20 protein-coding genes and 1 pseudogene are annotated in these 21,970 nt (G+C 38.1%); 11 read left to right on the top strand and 10 right to left on the bottom strand.

The genetic code is table 11. The annotated features are described in order from the left end of the window. The first annotated feature begins 351 nt into the window (after nt 1-351). Complete coding sequence (locus ACE1CA_RS24850) at nt 352-573, top strand: hypothetical protein (protein ID WP_413277220.1); 222 nt, start codon at nt 352-354, stop codon at nt 571-573. Nucleotides 574-628: 55 nt separating this feature from the next. On the opposite strand, the gene ACE1CA_RS24845 is transcribed toward ACE1CA_RS24850, so the two are convergent. Beyond that, nucleotides 629-2,911 carry a VPS10 domain-containing protein gene (locus tag ACE1CA_RS24845; protein ID WP_413277219.1) on the bottom strand — a complete coding sequence of 761 codons (2,283 nt, stop codon included), beginning with the start codon at nt 2,909-2,911 and terminating at the stop codon, nt 629-631. 356 nt (nt 2,912-3,267) lie between these two features. Here ACE1CA_RS24845 and ACE1CA_RS24840 point away from each other — a divergent pair, with 356 nt between their 5' ends. The 3 genes from ACE1CA_RS24840 (at nt 3,268) to ACE1CA_RS24830 (ending at nt 6,716) form a co-directional block, all read left to right on the top strand. Next, nucleotides 3,268-4,596: a flippase gene (locus tag ACE1CA_RS24840; RefSeq protein WP_413277218.1), complete on the top strand. Its 1,329-nt coding sequence runs from the start codon at nt 3,268-3,270 to the stop codon at nt 4,594-4,596. 74 nt (nt 4,597-4,670) lie between these two features. Next, on the top strand, nt 4,671-5,639 hold the full coding sequence (locus tag ACE1CA_RS24835; protein WP_413277217.1) for a glycosyltransferase family protein: 969 nt from the start codon (nt 4,671-4,673) through the stop codon (nt 5,637-5,639). A 15-nt stretch (nt 5,640-5,654) separates the two neighbouring features. Beyond that, nucleotides 5,655-6,716, top strand: a complete 1,062-nt coding sequence (locus tag ACE1CA_RS24830; RefSeq protein ID WP_413277216.1) for a glycosyltransferase family 2 protein — start codon at nt 5,655-5,657, stop codon at nt 6,714-6,716. Nucleotides 6,717-6,765: 49 nt separating this feature from the next. Here ACE1CA_RS24830 and ACE1CA_RS24825 read toward each other — a convergent pair whose 3' ends face one another. Genes ACE1CA_RS24825 through ACE1CA_RS24805 form a run of 5 tightly spaced genes read right to left on the bottom strand, consistent with a single transcriptional unit; the run spans nt 6,766 to nt 12,033 of the window. Then, nucleotides 6,766-7,545, bottom strand: a complete 780-nt coding sequence (locus ACE1CA_RS24825) for a hypothetical protein (RefSeq protein ID WP_413277215.1) — start codon at nt 7,543-7,545, stop codon at nt 6,766-6,768. Nucleotides 7,546-7,593: 48 nt separating this feature from the next. Beyond that, nucleotides 7,594-8,691, bottom strand: a complete 1,098-nt coding sequence (locus ACE1CA_RS24820; RefSeq protein WP_413277214.1) for a glycosyltransferase family 4 protein — start codon at nt 8,689-8,691, stop codon at nt 7,594-7,596. Between the two features lie 5 nt (nt 8,692-8,696). Next, nucleotides 8,697-9,797, bottom strand: a complete 1,101-nt coding sequence (locus ACE1CA_RS24815; RefSeq protein ID WP_413277213.1) for a glycosyltransferase — start codon at nt 9,795-9,797, stop codon at nt 8,697-8,699. A 56-nt stretch (nt 9,798-9,853) separates the two neighbouring features. After that, the gene (locus tag ACE1CA_RS24810; protein ID WP_413277212.1) at nt 9,854-11,125 is read right to left on the bottom strand and encodes an O-antigen ligase family protein; all 1,272 of its coding nucleotides are present in this window, start codon (nt 11,123-11,125) and stop codon (nt 9,854-9,856) included. After that, nucleotides 11,122-12,033: a glycosyltransferase family 2 protein gene (locus ACE1CA_RS24805; RefSeq protein WP_413277211.1), complete on the bottom strand. Its 912-nt coding sequence runs from the start codon at nt 12,031-12,033 to the stop codon at nt 11,122-11,124. The genes ACE1CA_RS24810 and ACE1CA_RS24805 overlap by 4 nt, the downstream gene beginning before the upstream one ends. A 518-nt stretch (nt 12,034-12,551) precedes the next feature. On the opposite strand from ACE1CA_RS24805, the gene ACE1CA_RS24800 reads away from it, so the two are divergent. From ACE1CA_RS24800 to ACE1CA_RS24770, 7 genes are all read left to right on the top strand, one after another. After that, the gene (locus ACE1CA_RS24800; protein WP_413277210.1) at nt 12,552-14,858 is read left to right on the top strand and encodes a GumC family protein; all 2,307 of its coding nucleotides are present in this window, start codon (nt 12,552-12,554) and stop codon (nt 14,856-14,858) included. Between the two features lie 295 nt (nt 14,859-15,153). Continuing rightward, the gene (locus tag ACE1CA_RS24795; RefSeq protein WP_413277209.1) at nt 15,154-15,801 is read left to right on the top strand and encodes a hypothetical protein; all 648 of its coding nucleotides are present in this window, start codon (nt 15,154-15,156) and stop codon (nt 15,799-15,801) included. A 36-nt stretch (nt 15,802-15,837) separates the two neighbouring features. Then, complete coding sequence (locus ACE1CA_RS24790; protein ID WP_413277208.1) at nt 15,838-16,104, top strand: hypothetical protein; 267 nt, start codon at nt 15,838-15,840, stop codon at nt 16,102-16,104. Between the two features lie 24 nt (nt 16,105-16,128). Then, nucleotides 16,129-16,425: a 2Fe-2S iron-sulfur cluster-binding protein gene (locus ACE1CA_RS24785; protein ID WP_413277207.1), complete on the top strand. Its 297-nt coding sequence runs from the start codon at nt 16,129-16,131 to the stop codon at nt 16,423-16,425. A gap of 21 nt (nt 16,426-16,446) precedes the next feature. Next, nucleotides 16,447-16,899 (top strand): ankyrin repeat domain-containing protein, encoded by a 453-nt coding sequence (locus ACE1CA_RS24780; RefSeq protein ID WP_413277206.1) that lies wholly within the window; start codon nt 16,447-16,449, stop codon nt 16,897-16,899. Further along, nucleotides 16,889-18,172, top strand: a complete 1,284-nt coding sequence (locus ACE1CA_RS24775; RefSeq protein ID WP_413277205.1) for a SagB/ThcOx family dehydrogenase — start codon at nt 16,889-16,891, stop codon at nt 18,170-18,172. The genes ACE1CA_RS24780 and ACE1CA_RS24775 overlap by 11 nt, the downstream gene beginning before the upstream one ends. Before the next feature lie 286 nt (nt 18,173-18,458). Then, on the top strand, nt 18,459-18,971 hold the full coding sequence (locus ACE1CA_RS24770; protein WP_413277204.1) for a sterol desaturase family protein: 513 nt from the start codon (nt 18,459-18,461) through the stop codon (nt 18,969-18,971). A 34-nt stretch (nt 18,972-19,005) separates the two neighbouring features. Here the strand turns inward: ACE1CA_RS24770 and ACE1CA_RS24765 are convergent, their stop codons facing one another. The 4 genes and pseudogenes from ACE1CA_RS24765 to ACE1CA_RS24750 all read right to left on the bottom strand — a co-directional run bounded on the left by ACE1CA_RS24765 (nt 19,006) and on the right by ACE1CA_RS24750 (nt 21,895). Continuing rightward, nucleotides 19,006-19,116, bottom strand: coding sequence for an AvaI/BsoBI family type II restriction endonuclease (locus tag ACE1CA_RS24765; RefSeq protein WP_413277203.1), 111 nt, complete (start codon nt 19,114-19,116; stop codon nt 19,006-19,008). Further along, nucleotides 19,115-19,408: pseudogene (locus tag ACE1CA_RS24760) on the bottom strand (AvaI/BsoBI family type II restriction endonuclease); the annotation flags it as partial. The pseudogene ACE1CA_RS24760 and the gene ACE1CA_RS24765, both read right to left, overlap by 2 nt. 11 nt (nt 19,409-19,419) lie before the next feature. Further along, complete coding sequence (locus tag ACE1CA_RS24755) at nt 19,420-20,853, bottom strand: site-specific DNA-methyltransferase (RefSeq protein WP_413277201.1); 1,434 nt, start codon at nt 20,851-20,853, stop codon at nt 19,420-19,422. Nucleotides 20,854-21,085: 232 nt separating this feature from the next. Beyond that, entirely contained in the window at nt 21,086-21,895 is an 810-nt protein-coding gene (locus ACE1CA_RS24750; RefSeq protein WP_486517521.1) for a hypothetical protein, read from the bottom strand. Between the last annotated feature and the right edge of the window lie 75 nt (nt 21,896-21,970).

The raw sequence follows: 21,970 nt of genomic DNA, 5'->3' as shown, positions 1-21,970 counted from the left end.
TAAAATCTACAAAATAACTTTATCATTAATATTCTCTCAGATATGTATATCTGCTTGTCATCGCCAATTTCACTGATATTCTAAGCCCCTACCCAGCCGGATTTCTGCAAATCTTTATCAAGCAATTTGTATTTATACGACAGCATTAGATTAGTTTTTATTCTTTCTATTAAATTAATTTTTTATTAATTACACATTTATTAAATAAAAATCAAGTTAGTACGTGGAAATAAATTGCCTGGGACGTAATCTAGTAGGATCACTTAAGTAGGTGGCGATCGCTGTTGACAATACTGAACTCAATCTAGTATCATTATTATCAAGGTTTTTACATAAATACTCAAAATGGCTATGAAATCATCTATACAAAGACTGACTTCTTTACCCTTAACATTAATTTTTACTGCTGCTGGCTTTATAGTTTTGGCTGCTTCCGTAATTCTAATGACAGTAGAATCACTGACTTCACCCTTATTGTCACAAGCGCAATCATTCAAAACTGGTATTGAGAAAAAAAGTTTTACTCAAGCTCAACTAGACTCCAGAGAACAACAGGTCTGTTCGAGAACCTAGTGCATCTGGGCAGAAATTTCCCCAACTTCTTAAAGAAGTCGGGTTCTGGTTGTATTTATGGTATTTGAGCAATAGTTTTGGAATTTTGGGGAATTCCGTAAAAAATCCCCCTGCCATTCGTCCCGATAAAGACTAAGCCAAATTGTTGCCAGCTTCCTTCCATCGTGTTGGGTTCATTACCGATCGGATTTTCTCGCGAACCAATACTGACCCAAGTTTGCCCTCGATCCAAAGAACGGAAAATTCCCTCTCCGATGCCCCTAACTTTTCCGTATAAATAAAGGGCGGGAGTAGTACTGCCTTGGGGCGGTTTACCAAAAGCAAATAAGGAAGCCCTTTCTACGGAAGGTAATTTTGTGAAATTAGTACCGCCATCTGTGGAACGGAACAAACCGTTTTTATCCAAACTCGCCCACACCTCGTTTTTAAAACCGGGAACTGTTTTAATGGCGTAACTATTCCACTGACCGTGAGGAAGAGATGAGTTAACCAAAGTAAAGGATGAACCTCCATCAGTACTGCGGTAAGTTTTGCCTTCTCTGTGATAGTAAAAGGTATTGCCATCTACTTTGTCTGCGGCTAGAGGATGATTCCAAAACCAAGGCCCTCCGGGTCCATCGGGTAGTCCGGCAACTTTTTTCCAAGATGCGCCACCGTCTGTTGTCCGTAGAGGTTGGGCTTTGCTGGTGATAATGACAAACTGATTGGGGTCTGTTGCTGAAACAGCTACCCGCAAAGGCATTGTGTTTGCTGGGAATGAAGGAAATTTTTTCCAAGTTAAACCGCCATCGCTGGAAGTTGCGCCTGTGTAAGTGGAGTTCCATCTGGCACCACCCACACGGACTACCCGCTGGGGATTATTCTGTGAATAGTCAAGGCTTAAGGTATCTCGCCATTCGGGTGTGCCTTGTAATCTTTGCGAGGGATAGGCGTTAAGTCCTTTGTCGTGATAAAAACCGACTACATCAGCTAACGCACTTAATAAAACGGGGCCTTTTGCAGGTGCAGCTAAGGCAAAGGAAACGACTTCTTCGTGCCCTTGTTGGTAGTTAGTCCAGACAACTGGATTGACGTTGATGTTGTTTGTTTGCCAAATGCCAAATCCATCTGTTAACCAAACTTTTCCGGGTATATGGGGGTCAAATTCGATCGCAGATGTCCAAATCGAAAACATCGGATGGGTCGGATCGTACCACCAAGGAACCGTGTGTTGTAGCGATGCTTTTTTTTCTGTCCAACTGTTCCCACCATCAGAACTTTGATAAATTTTTGTTTTTACCGATTGACCAGTAGCAACAATAATTTCATTGGGATTTTTTGGATTAATAGCTAAAGCATTAAAAAATGTTTCTTTACCTGAAGGAGTGATATTAGTCCAAACTCCTTTGGCGTATTTGCTAACTCCAGATTTAGCAGTAACGTAGAGATTACTTTTATTATCAACAGCCATCCGTTGTGGCTGATTTGGACTGCCTTCAATTTTGCTCCAAGTTACGCCTGTATCAGTAGATTGATAAATCCCATCTCCAAAGACATTAGCATAGACCAGACCTGGCTTTTGCTTGTCAAACAGAATCCCTAAAACGCCGATTTTCGGGGTAAGTTTTGCCGATAATGAAGTAACTTTAGTCCAGGTTGTACCTGCGTCTTGAGATTTCCATAAACCATCATGTCGGGAACCAAAAAAGATGATTTTGGAGTTGTGAGGATTGACAGCTAATCTCATTCCTGCCCAACGGTAATCGTCGTTGCTGTCCATTCCTAAATCTAAGTTTAGTTTTTGCCAAGTTTGACCGCGATCGCTAGATTTAAAAATAGACCCTTTAGGTTGCCAAGCAGAGTATTTTCCAGCTGCAATGTAAACAATATTCGGGTTATTGGCATCGAAAGCTAAAGCTTCTCCTCCATAGTAAGTTTGTTGCGCTTGAGTAAAACTATCAGTTATAGGAATCCAACTTTTATTAGCTGCATTCCAACGATAAAATCCACCTATATCAGTTCTCAGATAAACCAGATCTTTTTGTTTAGGATGTATGTAAATACCTGTAACAAAACTACCTCCTCCTATGGATACGTTAGCCCACCGATATCCATTTTCACCAATGCTGGAGGGCATTGCACTAACAGGTTTAATAGGTGTAATAGTTTCAATTTGTTGGCTATCATTGCCGCATCCGGCTAAAACTCCCATTAACCCAAGGGTCAAAGTCCAATAGATTATACTATTTTGCTTTAAATTTATAATGGGTGATGGGTCAGGGGACGCGGAAATAGGAGGAATTAGAGACTGACCAATAGTAATATTTTTCAGAATTTTGATTAGGTTAGGTACGCTCATAATTTGGCAAAATTTTTGGGATCAAAAGCTTACAATTTATCAGAGAGAAGCGTGACCAAGGATAAAACGATCCTATTATCTCAATTGTGCAAGTGATGGTCTTCAGTAGTTTCGGTGAATCATTGATTAATTTTTTGGTGATTTTCCGTAATTTTACTCATAATATTTCATCTCCTATCCTCCTAAAATTAATATGGTAATGCAGCGTCAAATCTGACGAATTAGACAAGGGTAAATAGAAAAATTAATTAATGGTGCATCTAGCTAGCTGAGGAAAGCAAATTTTCTTTGCTTATGGTTCAAATCTTAATGGAACTTAAGTAAAGGTGAAAAAAAGGTATTTAAAGTAAAATGCTATGCTCAATAAATTCATTTCTGCAACACAAAACATTAGCCCAGAATTACGCAAGATTATTGGTAATATAGGGTGGCTATTTGGCGATCGCATTCTCCGCATGGGTGCAGGGCTAATAGTCGGTGCTTGGGTAGCCCGTTACTTACAACCGCAGCAATTTGGACTTTTCAACTATGCTGGTGCTTATGTAGCGCTGTTTACCATTATTTCTAGTTTGGGGTTGGATCAAATAGTCGTGCGCGATATTGTTCGCGATCCCGAATGTAAAGACGAAACAATGGGTACAGCTTTAGCATTAAGAATTTTTGGTGGGATAGCTACAGTTATAATCACAGCTGCCACTGTTTTTGCTTTCAACCGCGATAGCCAATTAACTACTATTTTGGCAACTATTATGGCGGTGGCAACTATTTTTAATGCCTTTAATACGATCGAATTTTGGTTCCAAGCACAAGTTAAATCAAAATATACAGTTATTGCTAAGAATACAGCTTTTTTTCTAGCAACTTTGTTGAGAGTTGTTTTGATTCAAATGCAAGCACCTTTAGTTGCCTTTGCTTGGGCGATGGTGGTAGAAAGTATTTTGGGTGCTATAGGTTTAATAATAGCTTATAAAGCCAAGAGACAAAGCTTGTTAGAATGGCGTGTAAGCTGGCAACGTGCTAAAGTTTTACTTCGAGAAAGTTGGGCGCTCATACTGTCAGGTTTTGCGATTATGGTTTATGTAAGAATTGACCAAATCATGCTAGGTCAATTAGTGGGTGATAAAGTTGTAGGGTTCTATTCAGTAGCAGCGAAAATTTCGGAACTTTGGTATTTTATTGCTAGTGCGATCGTCGGTTCTGTCACCCCTTCAATTGTGAAAGCTAGGGAAGAAAGTCGAACGCTTTACTATAACAAACTACAAAAGTTGTTCAATATGATGGCAGTAATTACTTTTGGACTCGCCATTGTGATGATCTTTTTGTCAAAACCGCTGATTGTTCTATTATTTGGTCAAGAATATGCGCCAGCTAGTTCCATGTTATCAATTTACATTTGGTCAGCAGTATTTGGATTTTTTGGCTGGGCTAAAAGTATTTGGATTATTGCGGAAAGTCGCGCTACATACGCTTTAATTACTACTTGTTGTGGTGCGGTAATGAATATCGGATTAAATTTTTGGTTGATTCCGATTTATGGGGGAAATGGTGCTGCGATCGCCACAGTTGTTTCCTACGCCTTTACCGATTATGTTCTCTGTTTCATCTATCCCCCAGCACGTCAGCTTGCTTGGATTATGACTAGGGCATTAACTTTCAATTATTTCACTTTCAAAAATTTATGGTAGTCCGATAAGTTAATACCATAAGAAGAGCATAGCTCTCCACTTGACGACAACTTACAATTCAGGGAAGTGTTTTTATGGAAGACTTTGGAATTATCATCGCCTGCTACGACCAAGATTACCACTATGCTAAAGGTTGTTGCGGTAGCATTAGATATTTCTTGGGTGATGTACCAATTTGCTTAATTATTGACGGCGAATTTTCAGCCCCAGAATTAGAAAAAGTCTACGGGGTGAAAGTCATTAATCACTTAAATGTTAAAAATAGAATTCTCCGAGAGAGAAGTTTTGGTTGGGGATTAACTAAAATGGTTGCCTTTTGGGAAAGTCCTTGGAAGAATTTCCTCTTCCTTGATGCCGATACTATTGTGTGGGGAGATATACTCAAATACGCCAATTTTAAAGACTTTGATGTGATTGTCGATCGCCCCCTTTACAAAGATTCCTTTGCAGAGTTCTCCCAATTTTTTTTTAAACCCCAAGAAATAGAAAAACACTTTCCCAAATTTGATTGGCAAAAACATTTTGGAGAATATTTTTGTACAGGAACATTCTTTGCCAAACGAGACATTTTTAACCTAGATGAATATATTTATATGTTGGATTTTGTTAAGGAAAATCCCAACATATTTTGGCTAGGAGAACAAGGATTTTTGAATTTGATGATCTTTCGAGATGCTGATGTGGGAAAACTGCGCTTGGGACAATCAAGCTTTCAAGTTATTGTGCCGAAATTTACAACAAATGAATTAAAAAATCGCTTTTCCGTTGCTAAAAATGGCTTATTAGTTCAAGGAGATGACGCTTGTGTAATTCATTGGGCTGGCCCTAAACCAACATTATATAATTCGCAAGTTTACTCAGAACCAATGAATTTTTGCCGTCGGAAGTGTATGCAGGAAGTGCAAGGTATAACAGGATTACCAGCAGAAGCTTTGCTAAAATTAGAAGATATTAACCGAAACCTAAGTATTTACCAAAAAAAGTTGGTTCGCAAACTTAGGAAAGCGATGAAACTTTCGGTAAAAACTGGAGTGAATTACTAAATTTAAGGAACTACTATGTCTACTCAAAATCCTCACGCTAGTGCCATCATGCCTGTTTATAACCGGGAAGAATACTTAAAAGAAACGATCGATAGCGTCCTCAACCAAACCTTCACAGACTTTGAGTTTATTATTATCGATGATGGTTCTAGCGATAGAAGCGTAGAAATTATTAAATCCTACAAAGATCCCCGCATTAAATTATTTTTGAATGACAAGAATAGCGGTACTAGTTACAGTCGTAATCGGGGAATCGATCTTTCTAGCGGCGACTACATAATTACCATAGACTCCGACGACATTAATTTACCCCAAAGATTTGCCACACAAATTGCTTACATGGACTCTCATCCCGAAGTTGGTATTTGTGGTAGTTGGGTAAAAACAATTGGCGAAGTTGCAGGAGAATTGTGGCGATGTGCAGTAAACCCAGAAATCGTTCACTGTCGGACTTTGTTTGAAGCAGTTTTATGTCACCCCTCAACCATTATTCGTCGGAAATATTTAGACGAATATTCCTTGAGATATTCAGTTGAACTGAAACGTGCTCAAGATTGGGATTTATACTGTAGAGGTGCCAGACATTTTCAAGTCGCAAATATTCCAGAAGTTCTCGTTTATTACAGATGGCGCAAGTACGGCAAAAACTTGTCAGATGAAGAACTGATGTCGCAAAAATATTACTACTTCTACGAAATAGATAAAAGAAATTTCTCAGCTTTAAATTTACAACCAACAGAACAAGAAATGTTGGTTCATCGCCGCTTAGGAAATTTAGAACTAAAAAAAGATCGAGATTTCGTTATAGAAGCTAACAAATGGTTAAATAAACTTTTGGAGGCAAATCAAATTGCTAAGGTATACCCTCAATCTACTTTTCATCAAGTTTTAGCAGGTTACTGGTTAGAAGTATGCAATTATGCGTCTGATTCTCCTCTGCAAGCTATCAGACAATTCTTTAATAGTTCCTATTTGGATATTCAAGGCTTATCTGCCACAAGAAAAGCTAAACTTTTGGGTAAATGGTTAATTAAAAAAAGCTACTCTAGCTTAAAAAACACTTTAAAACATTCTTAAGCTGAAAAGAGAGACCCCCGACTTCTTAAAGAGGTCGGGGATCTGTAGTTTATTTTAGAAATGGAAAGTACTTACCCAAATTGTATTTCATCCGCTTCTTAATTCCTCGCCAACTTTTATTGCTAACGCTTTGATAAACCCAAGCATCTAAATCTAATCCAAAAGGAGTGTCCATCTTACTGACAAGAAAAGATGCAGGATCGTCAGAAACTAATACTTCCCAAGTGTTTGGTTGTTGTGCGCCCCAATTAATAATATCTGCTAAAGTTACTCTTTCTAAAAGCTTTCTTTTGATCAAGCAAGCAGCTGTGCCAAAGTATTTTTTGGGATGAGCAAAAATATCACTTCTTGGGTAATCATCACCGGGAAACCAGGCTGGATCGAATTCTTTTGGCATGGTTAAAAGATTGATGCCCAAAATACTTTCATCTTTTTCCAAAATTTCCAAACTCTGTTCGATAAATTTAAAGCAACTTTCATAAGAAGTAGTTACTTTTATATCGTCGTCAAGATGGAGAATATAGTCACCTTGGCAAATTACCATACTGTTAATAATGCCAAAATTACTGTGAGGTGCATGAACTAAGGTATTGTATTTAATATCGTCAAATTTATTAAGATTACTGGTTTGTTTAAGTAATCTAATTCCATTCACATCAGGACTGCCATCATCTAAAAATATTTTATCCTTAAACGGAAGTTCGAGAAATTGATCCCAAGTTTTTATGGCGTTACGCACTAAGGAAGCACGGTAATTACTTAAAGAACTAAGATAGGAACAAGTACAGAAAGAGGTTTCCTTGAACAATTCGTTGCTGATATTTTGCATAATATTTAAACTCCTATTAGTTACTAGTTTGGCTATTTTTGTGCTAAATTAATTAGCTGATAGAACTTGGATAATATTAGCGGCTATTTTATCCCAGTTCAATTTATTTTTCATCTTGTCTCTTGCTTGTCCAGACATTTGATTTAATAAAGCAGGATTGGTAAGCAAATTGATGATGCGATCAGCTAAAATTTCCGGTGTAGGCTCATGAATAACCACACCATTAATATCATTATCCACTATTTCTGGCATTCCATCTTTATCAGTGACAATACAAGGTACTCCATAATTCATCGCCTCCATTAAAAAAACCGGAAAAGGATCGCAATAAGCAGGTGCAACTACTAAATCTGATGTGAGAAATAACTCGCGCATTGCCTCAGCAGAACGAATAATTCCGGGATTTTCAACTCCTTCTTGGTTGATAGATAAATTTTTCCCAATTATCACTAATTTAGCATCGGAAATGGCTTGCTTTACTTGCTTAAAAGCCGCTAAAAGTAAATCTCCACCCTTTCTTTCAAAATCAGAACCATTAAACAAAATTTGTTTACTACCAAAGCTTTTTTTCCCTTGATATGGTTCAGTATAATTGCCAGAAGCACCTACCACCGTTATTTTTTCGCCTGGAATGCCGTAATCTTCAATTAAGGATTTTTTCACTACATTACTCATCGGAAAAAGATGATGAGCTTTTTCATAAGCCTTGCGTTCGCAGTCCAGCCAAAAATTAAGTTCTTTTTGGTTACTAAAAGGAGACCAAGCAGGCCAATTTTTTGCTGCTAGTGCCATATTGTAGTCTAACAACATAACATAAGGAATATCGAAATTTTCCCAAAATGGACAATAAAGGGCAAATATATGAAAAACTAAATTGGGATGATATTCCAATTCTCGGATTTTTTGCTCGGTTTCTAAAGATTTTTTGACAAATGTTTGCTGATTTTTCCGCAATAACTTTTCCGCAGGTTTCAGGAGAAACTTAGGTAAAAGCTTCTTTATTTTTTGCCCTCGTTTAGTTTGCTCTAAACTTCCTTGAGCTAGGTAATCTAATTGTTCTAAATGGGGAGACATAGCTGTAAATAAAGGCTGATGGCGATTGATAAAAAACGCATCCCCAGTAACCAAAATCTTTTTTAGCTCCATAGTTTTCATCTCCTAGCAATCTGTAAAACTTCTAGATATTGTTTCACGGCCTTTTCTAATAAGAATTCTCCTGATTTTTGCTGCAATAAGGTTGAATCTAAGGGGTTCTCTAAAGCGTTAATAATTGCTTCTGCCATAGCGGGAATATCTCCCACAGGCACTAACTTTCCGTATTTCCCGTTTTCTAAAATTTCTGCTGGCCCACTTTTGCAATCGGTGGATACTACTGGAGTTCCTACTGCGATCGCTTCAATCAACACCGTAGGCAATCCTTCATATAATGAAGAAAGGACAAACAATGCCGATCGCTTCATATAAGCAAAAGGATTATCCACAAATCCAGGTAAAGCCACATCTTTTTCTAACCCTAATTCCTGCACCAAAGATTCCAAAAGGTTTCTATCTTGACCTTCTCCCAATATCATCAACCTTGCCGGACGTTGCTGTTTAACTTGAGCAAAAGCACGAATTAAAGTCGGAAAATCTTTTTGCTTATCCAAACGTCCCACAGCTAAAATTACCGGAGATTCTCCAGGTAAAAACCAAGGATGGGTCAAAGGTTCGGCAGCTTTTTTCAGTAATTCTGGTGTTACTACGGGATTGTAAATTACTTTGACAATTTCTGGAGATAAACCCAAACTAATTAAATCATCTGCTGACCCTTGCGATACTGTCACTACTCGATCGGCTAAAGGATAAAATAACTTTGCTAAATAAGGTGCCAGTCGCTTTTTGATTTGAGTTGATGTTTGTGACTCCACTGAAAGCGTGTTGTGTACGCTTACCACCACTCGCGTTGATACTCCTGCCAAACACCGACATAAAAGCGCCACCACATTGATATCTTCCATTGCTGAAAGTAAAGCTTTAGGCTGATTTTTTCGCAAGTAACTTATCAAGGCGGGAAAACTTCGCAACAATCTTCGAGTATCTAAGTTGATTACTCGCACTTGGGGCGGAATTAAAGATATAGAAGGGCCATCTGTTTTGACTAAAACCAAGTCTACACTTAGACCTTTTTCGACAAAACCACGAGCTAAGTAGAGCATTACCCTTTCTGCTCCACCACCACCAAGACCTGCCATAAAAAGAGTTATGTCCGGCATTTTTTCTAGTCCAAAGTACGCTTAATTAATTACCCTCCCAGAGCTATTTGAGAGATTTAAACTAACTTTTTATTCTCAGTTTCAATTTCCCAAGCTCCCGGTATTACTGCCCGAATTCGCTTCATGGACAAACTTGCTGCCACGTATAATATCCAGAAGAAAGAATTAGTTTCTACAATAGTAGACTCAGTATTATTGTACACTAATAAAAATATTACATACAACAGAGGCCACAAGTCTTCTATTTCTCCGCCAACTCTTGCCCAAATTAGTCCTCTGAAAAAGCAAAGTATCAAACTACCAAACCAAAGTGCGAACCCAATTAATCCCAAATGAACTGCTACATCTAAATAGCCATTGTGAGCTTGAGATAACACTAAGAGAATATAAAACTTTACATTTTCTCCTTCTCCTCCCGGTTCCCAAAATGCTTCATAACCAAAGCCTAACCAAGGGCGCTCTCTAATTTTATCGATGACAAATGCCCAGATGTCTGTGCGTCCCGTGAGAGTTGGGTCTTTGCCAAGACCGTAGAGAAAAGGCTCCCAATTATTAACTAACCATGTCGCTGCACTAGCACCGATTAAAACGATGAAAATCAAAAAGGGAACAATTACTGATTTGGTTAATTGCAATGCTTTACATAGCGGTACAAGTAGCATTAAGGTGAAAAAAACTAGGAGGCCAGTTTTGGAAGTACTCAGCTGAACTAGAAGAATTGAAAGGATAAAAATACCCCAGATAATTTTCCGATGTTTTTTAGCTTTCAAGGCTGCAAATAACAGAGGTACTGTGGATATAGCTATGAAGCGAGCGAAGTGATTTTTGTGGAGTAAAGGACCACGCCAAGCTCCTTTATGGGTTCCTTGTTCGATTCCATAATTAGGAAGTGCCCCACTATATAACAAGCTGAAAACTACAGAGATACCGAATGTCCACTGCAAGATACTCATTTGCTCTTTCATGCTATAGCGGGAAGCGAGGTATAGCCCGAATAGGGATGTGAGCAATGTTAATCTGCCATTTTTTTCGGATATATCTGGGAAATCAGACCAGAGATAGGACATCACAATTACTCCCATCAAACCCCAGATTAAGACATCCCTGAGAGCCGGACGAACTACTGTTTTCAGCCGTACTGTCAGCATGAAAATGGTATAACCATAGTAAGCATATCTCAGCACCATCATGATTTTGTCAAATGGGTTGCTGCCTCCTGCACTTCCTCCTGCTCCGTCGGAGCCCCGACCATAGCTGACCATACCGATTACGCCGGAGAAAACGAGCAGACCGAAAATTGCTAATGCTTTTTCAATTTTTGGGTTCACGGTTTTAGACGATGGTAAATAGCCCTGGCGTTAATTTCTATTTTTTCCAGAGGTGTGAGTGAACTGAAGTATTTGTTGACAAATTCTTGATATTCTGGTTCTACACCTCCGCTATGCCAAAATGCACCCAAAGCAGCGGCAAATATATTGTTGGTAAATTTAGATAGAAATGGATAATTTACGCGCATCCAATAGGCAGTTAGGGTCAGGATTCTAGCTGCGACTAGGCGGTTATCTTTCCTCATGCTGTAGGCATTATTGCCGTGAACGCGATAAAGTGCCAATTCTCGATCTAGGAGTAATCCTTTGCTTAGTGCGATCGCCGTAAATTCCAAATAACCATCGTTCAGACCAATTCTTTTGGCTTCCGGCATGGGTAAGATTTTTTCTAAGAGCGATCGTCTAAAGCATAAACCAGAAGTTGAAGGAAGAACTGGTAATTTATCTCTTAGTTTGCCTCCTTTAATATGTTCTCTTAGATCGTATTCTCCGGCAGGCGGGTAATTAAATCCTCTTTCGATCGAGGATTTTGCTTCGCCATCGACCCATTTTAGGGGATGAAAACACCATTCTAAGTCTGTGCGATCGCCAAATGCTTTAACCACTTCAACCGCTTTTTCGGGCAAACAGACATCATCGGCATCCAAAAAGCAAATAATTTCCCCTCGACTCGCCGCAAAACCAGCATTAAAAGCCGAAGCCTGCCCACCATTTGCCTTGAACACTGGGATAATTTTATCCCCGTAACTAGCGATGATTTCTCGTGAATTATCAGTCGAACCATCATCTACTACAATTACTTCAACATTGTCGTAGCTTTGGTTTAAAGAACTATCGATCGCTTGGCTTAGAAAACGCCCATAGTTGTAGTTATTAATTGCAATGCTAACTAAATAGTTATCCTTCATGCTCTACCAACTTTAAGCTTTTTACTTTACTGCCATTGGTTCTCAAGTCACCGTTATTCAACCCAGAACCAGGCACTATTTTAACCGACTAACTCAGAACTCTACACTGATACAATTACTAGGAACATCCTCAATTTAGATACTTCGCATATCTAAATTGAATAGTATGTCCATTAAGATCGTCTGATTTGATTATTTCTTTACCTCTTTGGGTACTATATAGCTATGAGCCAAATCTGTACCCCGTAGATTTACTGAGTAACCATATCAGTATTTTTCAGTATTTATATCCAATTACTTGCCATTTCATTTAGTTAAGGTTATGAAAGATATGATAAAAACATTTTTAGGTGAGTCAACATAATAATCTGACTAAAAGTGAAAAAATACCTAAGTTTCCTATTGGGCAACTTCACTTAAATTATGTAAAAAAAACTACCATATCTTTTCTTAAGTTCACATTAAAGACAACCCGTATTGTAGAACACTTGTCCATCCTTTCTGAGAGTAGAATCATCATGAATCATCTGAGTGCTATTAATCCTAAAGACTACAGCGAAGACATAGATTTCCAAAAGTTTGGGCTAATCCTCAAACGGCGTTGGCTTCCTGGTGGGGTAGCATTCTTAGCTATTTTTGCACTAGCTACCATATCTGCACTGAAAAAAACGCCCACTTATGAAGCAGGTGGAAAGCTGCTGTTTCAAAAGCAAAATACCAGTTCTTCACTGATTACTCAAGCGGGAGAAAAGTTAGGACAGTTGGATACCCTAAATATGCTGAACACTCCCGTAGACACACAAGCCCAGCTCATCACTTCAATTCCCATTGTCCAAAAAACCATAGAATCACTCAATCTCAGAGATAAGAAAGGCAACTTACTCGCACCAGAAGCCTTCTTGTCAGGATTAACAGTGAAAGGGATCAAAGGTACAGATGTCCTGCTAGTTTCTTATAAAGCAAAAACTGCCAAAGAAGCTGCCGATGTCGTCAACAAACTGATGAGTCTTTACATAGAAGATAATATATTGAAGAATCGAGCGCAGGCGGCAGCAGCTAAGGAATTTATTAGCCAGGAGCTACCCAAAGTTCAAGCTAATCTGCGGCAAGCCGAAGCAGCTTTACGCTCTTTTAAAGAAAAAAATAACATAGTAGCTCTGGAACAAGAAGGTGTGATGGCTGTTGATGTAATCACTGGCATCGATCGACAACTTGCTACTACTCAAGCTCAACTGGCAGATACAACAGCTAGAGTTGCTGAACTCAAGCAAAAGATCAATATGAGCCCAGAAAAAGTTATTGATTTGAGTAGCGTTAATCAGTCTAAGACAATTGAGAATCTCCGCGAGCAATTGCAAACAGTAGAATCTCAGTTAGCATTAGAGCGTACTCGTTTTACAGCAACAAACCCCGTAATCCTAAACTTAGAAGATAAAAAGAAAGCACTTACAGTATTGCTACAAAATCAGGTAAAACAGTCTATCAATGCCAGAACGCAAACGCCAAATGATAGTTTACAAACAAGTGAGTTGAAAGAAAAACTAACAACTGACTATGTGACTTATGAAGGACAGCGCTTAGGTTTAATTAAGCAAATAGCGACTCTAAATAGTACTAGGGAAGCTTACAGAAGAAGAGCCAATCTTTTACCTAGATTACAAGAAAAAGCACGAGATTTGGAACGGCAAACGGAAGCAGCACAAACTAGCTACCAATTGCTCTTAAAAAATTACCAAGAAGTACAAATTGCTGAAAATCAAAATGTTGGTAATGCTACGATAATTGAATCTGCAAGCATTCCCGAAAAGCCTGGTGATAGCAAGAAAAAATTGTTTATCATCGGGGGATTTTTAGCGGGAGCTATGATTTATGTAATCGTAGCTTTCTCAGTAGATTTAGCAGATCCAACGCTGAAAACAGCCAAAGAGTTACGACAAATATTTAAGTATACTGTGTTGGGGATGATTCCTTCTTGGAAGAAGAGACTGGTATTTCCAATTCCCATGAGAAAAGCAGATGAGACGGTGAAACTTCCGGTTAAAGATGCTCCGCATTCGATTATTAGTGAAACTTACAGGATGCTTCAGGCTAATTTGAAGTTTCTCAGTCCCGATCGCGAATTAAAAGTTATTGTAGTCACAAGTTCTGTTTCTAAGGAAGGTAAGTCAACTGTTTCAGCTAATTTAGCTTTAGCTATGTCTCAGTTAGGACAGAAAGTGTTATTAATCGATGCTGATTTGCACCATCCGATTCAACATCACATTTGGAACTTAACTAATGTTGCTGGACTTAGTGATGTAATTGTCGGTCAAGCTGATGTAAATTCAGCGGTAAAAGAAGTGATACCTAACTTAGATGTGCTTCCTTCGGGAGTCATACCGCCTAATCCTTTAGCTTTGCTTGATTCTAAGCGGATGGCTTCATTAATTGAAGACTTTTCTCAGACTTATAATTTCGTCATCATCGATACAGCACCTCTGGTACTGGTGGCTGATGCGCTGACTTTAGGCAAAATGGCTGATGGTGTGCTGTTGGTAGCACGTCCTGGGGTGGTGGACACTGTTAGTGCATCTGCTTCTAAAGGATTTTTAGTTCAGTCGAATCAGAATGTTTTGGGTATGGTGGTCAATGGCATTATTGTGGAAAATGAACCGGATAGTTACTTCCATCATGCCAAATCATACAATGAGGATTTGACAACTACAGAAGTTAGTTTGCCGATCGCGTTTCTTAATCAAGTCGGACACATCATTAAAAATAAAGGGTTGGATATAAAAAATCTCCGTCTACCTCAGTTATCTGGAAAAGGCGATCGAGGAAAATAAATTAGCTCCCTTTCTACAGTAAGTTGTCTAGAATTGGTGCGTTAGCAAGAATCTAACGTACCTTAAAAGTATGTCAAATTTTTCAAAAATCTACATATTTTATAATATTTGTTTATTTTAATACAGAATAAAAAATAATTTTGCTGATATTTCAGTATTCAAAAGTACGGAATAGTTGAGTTGATTCCTTTCTAATGAGGAAAGGTAATTTGTTTTAAGGTTGCAGAGAGCGAGCTAATGCTAGGCTTTGCGATCGCATAAATAATTACAAAAACTACTAAAATAGGTCAGTTCAATGATAAAAATTTTAGGGTCTACTCAGTTCGATCAGCAGGTTCTCAACATCTCGTTGATCAATATTTGTAATCAGGAAAGTTATGTTGGTCAGGAGATGCGAAAGCACTACAATGCTTGGAAAGATGACAGTGATGAACCTTCGCAAAATCCCTGGTTAGATTTGCATCAATTTACAATTTATGTACCCCATCCCGATCAACTTTATGATGGCATGACTTTGGCAGATGGGTTAACTAGGGGTTATAACGTTGAGGTAAAACCTGTAGAAAATAGAAGTCAATTACCTTATAAAATTCCCCCATTTGGACATTTTGTGGTGGTGTTAAAACAAAAGGAAATTGATGCTGATTTTGAGATTGCTGCTACCGGAATTTTTGTACGTCCTTTGGCAGTTCTTTATTTAGATATTATTGTCGATATTGACAAACCTGAATATCAACCAATTTTTGTGAAGCATCCCATCATCAGAGAATACCCAACAGGTTGGGAAGAAAAACTGAAAATGTTTGTTAATGGAGAGATTAGGGGTGAAGAGTTACCTGATTTAGTAGGGTATGTCGATCGCGCAGTTAATGAAGATTATCGATCGCCTTCCTGGGATGAAGCTACTCAGCTAAATAATCGGTTTGCAGGTGTTAGAAGATAACTGAAATAATCTTTTTGTAGTGAGATGGAGAGGCAGATGAAAATTGAGTTTATCGAGCAAGAAATGCTGGAAGATACGGATACAGTAATGACGATCGTAGCGATTAGTTCAGTAAATAGCCAATGTGTTTTGGCAAGACTAATGATTGATATTTTGGGTCGTCCTGGTATAGATAATGATATGCAGTTTATGGGATCTGGCGATCGCTGGACTATTACCTGGACTGAGCCTAATTTACCATTAGACGTAACTCAAACGCTAGTTAATCTAGCGATTAATCCTCAGTTAAGTTTGGCTAAATGAGTAAGCTATTTCCAGGAGGAAACTATGACAAGTTACAAGGTGACTTTAATTAACAAAAGTCGAGGTTTTTCGCAAACAATTGATGTACCTGAGACTGAATCTATTCTCGATCAAGCTGCTGAATACGGCATCAAAATTCCCTTTGAATGTGTAGTCGGTGCTTGTGCAATGTGTCAAGGAAAAATTGTGTCGGGAACAGTGGAACAAGATGAACAAATTTTCTTAAGCGAGAAACAAATTGCTGATGGATATGTGTTGACTTGTGTTGCTAAACCAACTTCTGATTGCATTTTGGAAGTAGAGTTAGACGAGTATCTTTAAGATTTGAACAAGGAGGAAAAAATGGTGGTAGCAGTTTCATCAGTAGACATGAATCAATGGTTGTTAGCTAACGAATTTGATCCAGAAAATTTAGATCGACGGGGAAGTAATGGCGATACAGCTTTGATGAAAGCGACTCAATTAGGTGAGGTAAATGTTGTGCGATCGCTAATTGATGCTGGAGCAAATGTTAACATCAAAAATAATGACGGAAACAATGCTTTATGGTTTGCTTGTTTTCGCGATCGTCTAGATTTAATGAGTTTACTGCTGGAAGCAAAAATCGATATCAATAACCAAAATGATAACGGTGCGACAGTATTAATGTATGCAGCTTCCGCAGGTAAAACGGAAATAGTGAATGCGCTTTTAGCAGCAGGTGCAAATTCTCAGTTGAAAAATTTGGATGATTTTTTGGCGATCGACTTTGCAGCAAATCGGGAAATTTTAAGGATTTTGAAAAATGCTGCCTAAGATTGCCAAAAATCAATACCACGAAGCGACAAAACTCTCATTTCTCTCGGTGCAAATCGATCCCAATTATGTCGATTCTTCAACTCAACCCGCTGCATTCAAACGTTATCCTAAATTCTTTCGCAGGTTTCCCTTAGATCTGGAAAATCCCAGCCATTCATTTTTACATTTTACCAGTGCGATTAGTTCGCAAAAAATGTATCGAGAAGGTAGCTATTCCTTGCGGGTAAATCCCTCTGCGGGTGCGCTTTATCCTACGGAAATTTACGTGCAAATTCGCGGGATTAAGGGAATCATCGAGGGGATTTATCATCTGGAAGTGGAAACCCAATCGCTGACTTTAATTTATGAATTAATTGATGATGGATTGGAAGGTTATTTATTTGACAATTGCCTGGTTAAAGGATACATTTTATTAATTAGTTGTGTGTATTTCCGTTCCAGTTGGAAGTACAAAAATCGCAGTTTGCGTTATTGTTTTTTAGATAGCGGTCATCATCTAGGAGCGATCGAAGCTTCTGCTTACACGCACGATCTACAAACCCAAATTTTATTCGATTTCGATCGGTTAGCACTCAACGATGATTTAGGATTAGAAAATAAGGAATTTGTGACAACTGCGATTATTGTCGGAGATGTGAAAGAAAAAGCGGTGCGGAGATTGCGATCGCCAATTCCCTTTGTTTCCGGTACTGATTATTTTGAACCAAATCACTTTGTTGAAGCAGGTTACAAAGCTACCCTTTCCCTAACAAAAAGCACGCAGGAAATTATCCAACCTCAGTTTTTTGTTGATAAAGCAACATATCTCCAATCGATTCAAAAACGCCGTTCCGCAAGACGTTTTCACCAAACACAAATTACTCAAGAAGCATTTTTAGCAGTTTGGGAATCCTTACTTCAACCAATTGCTACTCCAAGCGACGAAGCGATCGAAATTTATGCAATTGTCCAAGATGTAGTAGGAATAGAACCTGGACTTTATTACAAACAAAAATGCTTGAAAGTCGGTAACTTTCGGGATAAAATGGGATATCTTTGCGTTAATCAAGCGATCGGAAGAGATAGTGCAGTTTTATTCTTTTTCGTCGGGGACTTTCAGAATTATTGCACAGCTTTGCAACTGGCTGGATTACTTGGACAACGAGTATATCTCAGAGCAATTTATGAAGGATTAAATTGTAGCGGTATTGGCGCATTTTTTGATGATGAAGTGCAAGAATTTCTGGGAACAGAAAGTAGTGTTTTGTATGCTATTGCGATCGGCATTTAATAGCAGGAAACCTCAAACATACTGATAACCTTGATTGCAGTCTATGGAAGTAATTATAAAAACTAATGGTTTTTGTTGTTTATTCAAAATTAAATCAACATTTAATAAAGTATTAACCTAAATTTAACTTGATTGAGTTAAGTGGAAACCGGAAAAAATAAAAACTTAAGTCTTAACCCGATCTTTAACGAAATGTATCCGTTTTTTAACCTTCAACAGCTAGATTTAAACCTGCTCAGAAATACAAAACCTAATTTATCTCAGACCCAAGCAAAGCACCCAAAATATGCTTAAAACTATCTTTGTAACTTGGTTATTACTATTTTTTGGTGATTTCCTTTCTACCTTTGTTTATCACATACCAGAGCATATTTTTGGCACACTCCATTTGAAAACGCATCATTGCGGGAAAAAGAATTTTCGCCACTATGCCATTTTGACGTTTGATTCTCTGGTTCTTCTAGATGGGATTTTGGGTGCGCTTCCTTATTTATTACTGGCAATAATTCTGTGGTCTTATTCCCCTATTGGCGTTCTTGGCGGATTGCTGTTAGGTCAATTTCATGTTTGGTGGCGACATATTAGTATTTTAGGAGGACAAACTCCAAAAATAGTAACTTTTTTATGTAACATATTTTTTATTACAACTCCTGAAAGACACTGGATACACCATCAAAAACCTAACCAAGCTTTCGGTGATATTTTTACTTTTTTTGACGAACCTGCAAAAGTTTGGTTGCGCTGGCTACGTTTGTTAAGAATTTATTTTAGGCAATCTGCGATCGGCAACAAATATTAACTCGCTGGTTGCTACGCTGTCAGAAAAAGTATTATTACAAACCATACAACCACCGAGAAATAGATGCAACTTGGTTCTCCTGATTCAAATTTGCTGCGTTAGAAAGAATACCCTTTTCCAATTGATTCCAAATTTCACCTGCCATTCTTTATCAGACCGTTTATCGCTTCTATTTTATCCTCTGGCATCAGGTATTTAAGAGATTTATCTGATAAACCTGCCGCCGTTAATAAACCCATTTCAATACCTTTAATATTTAGCAAGTCAGCAGGATTTTCTGCTTGAGAGGCGGCTTCTTGAAGTACCCTTGCTTCTGCAATATATGGTGTAGCACGTCGATTTTTTTCCAGTGCCAAAGTAATAAAACCTGCACGAGTCGCTTGATATGTTGCAACCAGATCGTCACTAGATTGAAGATGATTAAGATAAGGACACATAAGAATTTAAATTACAGCTTTTTCCATACATAAACACACTTTCGTAAGGGTTCGCGTCCGTGATTTCCCATTTGCTGACTACTATTACCTTTATCACCTGGTAAAACCAGGATATTCTCAACAGTAAACCCCATCTTTTCGGCAAAGTTAGAGAGAATCATATCTACTGAAATACTCACACCTGCATAGCGCACATTATCATTAACCATAAATAGGTGTGTTCCAGGTTTAAGAACTCGGAAGCATTCTTGGATCGCACAAGCCATCTCGTAGAAATATCCTCTCACCATTCTGGGGATACCTTTGTTGTTTAAGTTACCTTGTTCTTTTTGAAAGTCTAAATATTTCAATATCCCTTGCAACAAGCTTTGTTCATCAGCAATATTTAGCGCTGTTTTCCAGGCTGGATTGATTGTTAATAAATCTTTTGGTTTATTTTCGACTGTACAACTTAACATTTCTTGGCGCAACTTGATTAACTCTTTTTCAGAAATTCCAAGTAAGGCTAATTCTAAGGCATAAGTACGCGTATAATCATATCGATTGCAATAGGGTGGAGATGTAATAATTGCATTATATTCAGCTTCAGGTAGAAGTGAAAAAATCTCAAGGCATGAACCTTTATAAAGATGAATTTTACCAGGATGAATGTCTATTGGGAAAAGCTCCAATTGTTGTGTACTAGGAGCTAAGTCACTGAGGATTTCTGCCAGTTTATTTGTAATAGCTTGATTAAATTCTAGTATTTCACCTTTATCAAAGCTTTTTTTGCCTAATCCACGCCCGGAGCGATAATCCCAGCGAAGATATTGCCCATCTTTGCGAGTGTAACTTATAGATTCTAAGACACAAAGCAGAGCAAAGTGCAGAACTGTTTGGACTATAATATTTTCTTGTTGACAAGCTCCGAGATATCTTTTAATCAAATCTTTGGTTGTTTCGGAATAAGCGCCTTTGGTAATATTTAATTCTTTTAACGGTATTTTTTCATCATTTTTTTGCCAAACTTTTAACTCATGCCAAATTTTTAATCTTTCAAAATCTTCTGATGTAAATTCAGTATCTAGTATTTGTTTAGTAGTAATTATTTGTTGTCCGATCGCTAATAGCTCAATTCCATCAGCACTAATTCCTAACTCACTAGCAGCAAATAAAGCTGTACCACTACCTGCGAAGGGATCTAAAATTTTGCCTTGAGTAATTCTATATTTTTGCAATAAATACTCTACAAGCCATGCTGAGAAAGCTTCTTTATATTTGTACCATCGATAAATCGGTCTAATTTTGTTAGCCTGAAAGCTAACTAGAGGACGGGTAAGTGAGGACTGAATTACAAATTTACTTTTAAAATGGTCAAATAACTGCCTATCAAGCTTGTCAATTTCTCCTAGACTCTGGTTTTCTACTTGGGAAAGAGAATCGGAAACACTTGCTAGGTTTGACACTTCTTAATATCCCTGAAAATTAAATGGGTATGTTGTTCTGCTGTCTTCGCTCTCCTCGATATTGGTAATAAGAGCGCTGAAGCGCAACAACGTACTTAATATAGATTAGATTTACTTTCGTCGCAAGCAGTTTACTCAGGAAATAATATTATCTCCTTGCATCTAATACAAAATTCGGGTTAGCTATCCTCTTGATCTACGATCGCAAAGGTTGTCTGACGGATCGTACAAACTAATCAAACCTTGCCAACAATTCCTCACGGGACAATTGCAACAACAAAGCAGTTGAATCTGCGGGCGGTAAAGCCAACAAAGGCTCAATAATTCCCATTAATTCTTCATCCAACTCTCCAAATTTCGCTCTCAACAAATTCTCCACAAAAATTCGCTGTCCTTGGCGAACACCTTGCTCAATACCGCGTTCAATACCGCGTTCAATACCGCGTTCAATACCTTGCTCAATACCTTGCTCGATACCTTGCTGAGTAGCTTCAGCCAAACGTTGTTCATAAAGTGGTGACAAACGCATGATTAAATCTTGCTCCTCTGGCTCTAAATTTTGGCTTACTTCTAATATAGTCTTGAGGTTACTTAACAACTCCAACACCACAATTCGCAATGGGTCATTTTCTGGAAGTGCTGCCAATTCATCAATTGCTTGTTGCTGCACTCTCCCTTTACCTAGAATGCGTAACCAAAGTGTTTTTTGAGTTACTGGTAATTGGTGAATTACCACAACACCCGTTTTCAGGTGTGGGTGAAGAAAATAAATTCCGCTCACCCAGTTGTTCATATCAAGTGTAGCGCCAAAACCTGATAATAGAGACTCTGATGCTGTAGGAGAAATTAGCCAAAGAAAAGGTAAATCTGTTTCCTCTATTCGGGTATTATTTCGTCTGGCTTGACGTTCTAAAAAAGCAAAAACATCAAACAATTTACCCATACAACTACGAACATTACGACTTGTTTCCACCTCTCCCAAAGGTGATAACAATTCTTTTAGATAATCTTTGGCAAATTGGTCATAAGGAAATACAGTCATTCGATTTTAGATTTTTGATTTTGGTTTAAATAATTGCAAAATTGGTTAGATTCAATTATCGTATGATCCGATCGC

Origin of the sequence: Floridaenema evergladense BLCC-F167 (genome assembly GCF_041929205.2) — a bacterium.
Taxonomy (GTDB): Bacteria; Cyanobacteriota; Cyanobacteriia; order Cyanobacteriales; family Aerosakkonemataceae; genus Floridanema; species Floridanema evergladense.
This window is presented reverse-complemented; position numbering and strand designations above follow the sequence as displayed.